Source organism: Saccharothrix xinjiangensis (genome assembly GCF_039527585.1).
Classification (GTDB): Bacteria; Actinomycetota; Actinomycetes; order Mycobacteriales; family Pseudonocardiaceae; genus Actinosynnema; species Actinosynnema xinjiangensis.
In genome coordinates this window covers 1-5147 of sequence record NZ_BAAAKE010000063.1, presented here as the reverse complement: position 1 = coordinate 5147, position 5147 = coordinate 1, and the positions used below count along the sequence as shown (strand labels likewise).

The 5147-nt window shown below is 57.5% G+C and carries 2 rRNA genes; both read left to right on the top strand.

Annotated features, from left to right (window positions below):
• Positions 1–142: 142 nt before the first annotated feature.
• Positions 143–1658 (top strand): 16S ribosomal RNA (locus tag ABD223_RS43185).
• A gap of 347 nt (positions 1659–2005) precedes the next feature.
• A 23S ribosomal RNA gene (locus tag ABD223_RS43180) occupies positions 2006–5087 on the top strand.
• Together the 16S and 23S rRNA genes form the textbook arrangement of a ribosomal RNA operon.
• Positions 5088–5147 lie beyond the last annotated feature (60 nt).

Below are 5147 nucleotides of genomic sequence, written 5' to 3'. Positions count from 1 at the left end.
TGAGCGCGTGTTCTTTGAGAACTCAACAGCGTGCCGAATAGCCAGTAAATTTATGATCCTCGTCAAGAGGATTCCTTTGAGATTGTTACTGGACAGCTGACAAATTCATGTCAGTGTTGTTCGGAGCGATCGAACTCATTCCTTATTGGAGAGTTTGATCCTGGCTCAGGACGAACGCTGGCGGCGTGCTTAACACATGCAAGTCGAGCGGTAAGGCCCTTCGGGGTACACGAGCGGCGAACGGGTGAGTAACACGTGGGTAACCTGCCCTGTACTCTGGGATAAGCCTGGGAAACTAGGTCTAATACCGGATATGACCTGCCTCCGCATGGTGGTGGGTGGAAAGTTCCGGCGGTACGGGATGGGCCCGCGGCCTATCAGCTTGTTGGTGGGGTGATGGCCTACCAAGGCGACGACGGGTAGCCGGCCTGAGAGGGTGACCGGCCACACTGGGACTGAGACACGGCCCAGACTCCTACGGGAGGCAGCAGTGGGGAATATTGCACAATGGGCGAAAGCCTGATGCAGCGACGCCGCGTGAGGGATGACGGCCTTCGGGTTGTAAACCTCTTTCAGCAGGGACGAAGCGCAAGTGACGGTACCTGCAGAAGAAGCACCGGCTAACTACGTGCCAGCAGCCGCGGTAATACGTAGGGTGCGAGCGTTGTCCGGAATTATTGGGCGTAAAGAGCTCGTAGGCGGTTTGTTGCGTCGGCCGTGAAAACTTCACGCTTAACGTGGAGCCTGCGGTCGATACGGGCAGACTTGAGTTCGGCAGGGGAGACTGGAATTCCTGGTGTAGCGGTGAAATGCGCAGATATCAGGAGGAACACCGGTGGCGAAGGCGGGTCTCTGGGCCGATACTGACGCTGAGGAGCGAAAGCGTGGGGAGCGAACAGGATTAGATACCCTGGTAGTCCACGCCGTAAACGGTGGGTGCTAGGTGTGGGGGGCTTCCACGTCCTCCGTGCCGCAGCTAACGCATTAAGCACCCCGCCTGGGGAGTACGGCCGCAAGGCTAAAACTCAAAGGAATTGACGGGGGCCCGCACAAGCGGCGGAGCATGTGGATTAATTCGATGCAACGCGAAGAACCTTACCTGGGCTTGACATGCACCGGAAACCTGCAGAGATGTAGGCCTCTTCGGACTGGTGTACAGGTGGTGCATGGCTGTCGTCAGCTCGTGTCGTGAGATGTTGGGTTAAGTCCCGCAACGAGCGCAACCCTCGTTCCATGTTGCCAGCGCGTAATGGCGGGGACTCATGGGAGACTGCCGGGGTCAACTCGGAGGAAGGTGGGGATGACGTCAAGTCATCATGCCCCTTATGTCCAGGGCTTCACACATGCTACAATGGCCGGTACAGAGGGCTGCTAAGCCGTGAGGTGGAGCGAATCCCACAAAGCCGGTCTCAGTTCGGATCGGGGTCTGCAACTCGACCCCGTGAAGTCGGAGTCGCTAGTAATCGCAGATCAGCAACGCTGCGGTGAATACGTTCCCGGGCCTTGTACACACCGCCCGTCACGTCACGAAAGTCGGTAACACCCGAAGCCCGTGGCCCAACCCGCAAGGGGGGGAGCGGTCGAAGGTGGGACTGGCGATTGGGACGAAGTCGTAACAAGGTAGCCGTACCGGAAGGTGCGGCTGGATCACCTCCTTTCTAAGGAGCATCTGCATCGGGGTTCTCGGACTTCGGTGGAGGCCACGCCGGCGGCGAATGATCGTCGGGTGGAGCTCATATTAGTGGATGCTGGCTAATGCATTCGGTCTTGTTGCTGCGCGAGTTAGTACTGCTTCTTCGGGAGTGTGGAAGGGTCGTGTGGGGGCTTGGTCTAGTGTTCGGTACGCTGTTGGGTCCTGAGGGAACACGTGAGTGTCTCTTTCAGCGAGTAACGACAGGGCGATCTCCGTCTTCGAACCGTTCGACTTCGGTCGGGTAGGCGTGGGCAGTGTGGGGTTGTGTCTGGTTGTTCTTTGAGAACTGCACAGTGGATGCGAGCATCTTTGTGGCAAGTTATTAAGGGCACACGGTGGATGCCTTGGCACCAGGAGCCGATGAAGGACGTAGGAGACTGCGATAAGCCTTGGGGAGTTGTCAACCGAGCTGAGATCCAAGGATTTCCGAATGGGGAAACCCGGCCCCAGTCATGTGGGGTCACCCATACCTGAACACATAGGGTATGTGGAGGGAACGCGGGGAAGTGAAACATCTCAGTACCCGCAGGAAGAGAAAACAACCGTGATTCCGTGAGTAGTGGCGAGCGAAAGCGGAAGAGGCTAAACCGTATTCGTGTGATACCCGGCAGGGGTTGCGTGTACGGGGTCGTGGGACCTGTTGGCCAGTTCTGCCGGACTGGCAAGAAGTCATAAAACGGTGTCGTTAGCGGAACGTGTCTGGAAAGCGCGGCCGTAGAGGGTGAAAGTCCCGTACGCGAAAACTCACCGTCTTCTTACAGTGCTCCCAAGTAGCAGCGAGCTCGTGGAATTTGCTGTGAATCTGGCGGGACCACCCGCTAAGCCTGAATACTCCCTGGTGACCGATAGCGGACTAGTACCGTGAGGGAAAGGTGAAAAGTACCCCGGGAGGGGAGTGAAATAGTACCTGAAACCGTGTGCCTACAATCCGTCGGAGCCTTTAGGGGTGACGGCGTGCCTTTTGAAGAATGAGCCTGCGAGTTAGTGCTGCGTGGCGAGGTTAACCCGTGTGGGGTAGCCGTAGCGAAAGCGAGTCCGAATAGGGCGTTCATAGTCGCGTGGTCTAGACCCGAAGCGGAGTGATCTAGCCATGGCCAGGGTGAAGCGTGGGTAAGACCGCGTGGAGGCCCGAACCCACCAGGGTTGAAAACCTGGGGGATGAGCTGTGGTTAGGGGTGAAAGGCCAATCAAACTCCGTGATAGCTGGTTCTCCCCGAAATGCATTTAGGTGCAGCGTCGTGTGTTTCGTGCCGGAGGTAGAGCACTGGATGGTCTAGGGGGCCCACAAGCTTACCGAAATCAACCAAACTCCGAATGCCGGTACGTGAGAGCGCGGCAGTGAGACTGCGGGGGATAAGCTTCGTAGTCGAGAGGGAAACAGCCCAGAACGCCGGCTAAGGCCCCTAAGTGTGTGCTAAGTGGGAAAGGATGTGGGGTCGCCCAGACAACCAGGAGGTTGGCTTAGAAGCAGCCACCCTTTAAAGAGTGCGTAATAGCTCACTGGTCAAGTGGTCCTGCGCCGACAATGTAGCGGGGCTTAAGCACACCGCCGAAGCCGTGTCATTCAGATGTAGGTCTGGATGGGTAGGGGAGCGTCGTTCAGCCATTGAAGCGCCGGAGGAATCCAGGTGTGGAGGCTGGACGAGTGAGAATGCAGGCATGAGTAGCGAAAGCAGAGTGAGAAACTCTGCCGCCGGATGACCAAGGGTTCCTGGGCCAGGCTAATCCGCCCAGGGTAAGTCGGGACCTAAGGCGAGGCCGACAGGCGTAGTCGATGGACAACGGGTTGATATTCCCGTACCCGTGTGGATGCGTCCCTGGCGAGGCTTGCGATGCTAACCGCCCAAAGCCTCTGGTGGACCTTCGGGTCTGTTGGATGTGTGGAGCGCGGGAACCGAGCTTGTAGTAGTCAAACGATGGGGTGACGCAGGAGGGTAGCTCCGCCAGTGAGTGGTAGTACTGGTGTAAGCGTGTAGGCCGGTGTGTAGGCAAATCCGCACGCCATCAAGGCTGAGACGTGATGCATAGCCGATTGAGGCGAAGTAGAGTGATCCCATGCTGCCGAGAAAAGCCTCTAGTGAGTGTTCACGCGGCCCGTACCCCAAACCGACACAGGTGGTCAGGTAGAGAATACCGAGGCGATCGGGCGAACTGTGGTTAAGGAACTCGGCAAAATGCCCCCGTAACTTCGGGAGAAGGGGGGCCAAAGGGTTTGAAGCCCCTTGCGGGCTAGGACCAGTTGGCCGCAGAGACCAGCGAGAAGCGACTGTTTACTAAAAACACAGGTCCGTGCGAAGTCGCAAGACGATGTATACGGACTGACGCCTGCCCGGTGCTGGAACGTTAAGGGGACCGGTTAGCTCTTCGGGGCGAAGCTGAGAACTTAAGCGCCAGTAAACGGCGGTGGTAACTATAACCATCCTAAGGTAGCGAAATTCCTTGTCGGGTAAGTTCCGACCTGCACGAATGGCGTAACGACTTCTCGACTGTCTCAACCACAGGCCCGGCGAAATTGCACTACGAGTAAAGATGCTCGTTACGCGCGGCAGGACGGAAAGACCCCGGGACCTTTACTATAGCTTGGTATTGGTGTTCGGTTCGGCTTGTGTAGGATAGGTGGGAGACTGTGAAGCGTCGACGCCAGTCGGTGTGGAGTCATCGTTGAAATACCACTCTGGTCGTACTGGATGTCTAACCTCGGTCCGTGATCCGGATCAGGGACAGTGCCTGGTGGGTAGTTTAACTGGGGCGGTTGCCTCCCAAAGAGTAACGGAGGCGCTCAAAGGTTCCCTCAGCCTGGTTGGCAATCAGGTGTCGAGTGCAAGTGCACAAGGGGGCTTGACTGTGAGACCGACAGGTCGAGCAGGGACGAAAGTCGGAACTAGTGATCCGGCCATGGCTTGTGGAAGCGTGGTCGCTCAACGGATAAAAGGTACCCCGGGGATAACAGGCTGATCTTGCCCAAGAGTCCATATCGACGGCATGGTTTGGCACCTCGATGTCGGCTCGTCGCATCCTGGGGCTGGAGTAGGTCCCAAGGGTTGGGCTGTTCGCCCATTAAAGCGGTACGCGAGCTGGGTTTAGAACGTCGTGAGACAGTTCGGTCCCTATCCGCCGCGCGCGTAGGATACTTGCGGAAGGCTGTCCCTAGTACGAGAGGACCGGGACGGACGGACCTCTGGTGTGCCAGTTGTCCTGCCAAGGGCATTGCTGGTTGGCTACGTTCGGAAGGGATAACCGCTGAAAGCATCTAAGCGGGAAGCTCGTTCCTAGATGAGGTATCCCACCCTTTGTGGGTTAAGGCCCCCAAGAGACCATTGGGTTGATAGGCCGGAGATGGAAGGTCGGTAACGGCTGGAGTTGACCGGTACTAATAGGCCGAGGACTTGCTACGAAGACGCTACGCATCCACTGTGCGGTTCTGAAAGAACCGACCGGACCACCCGTGTCCACC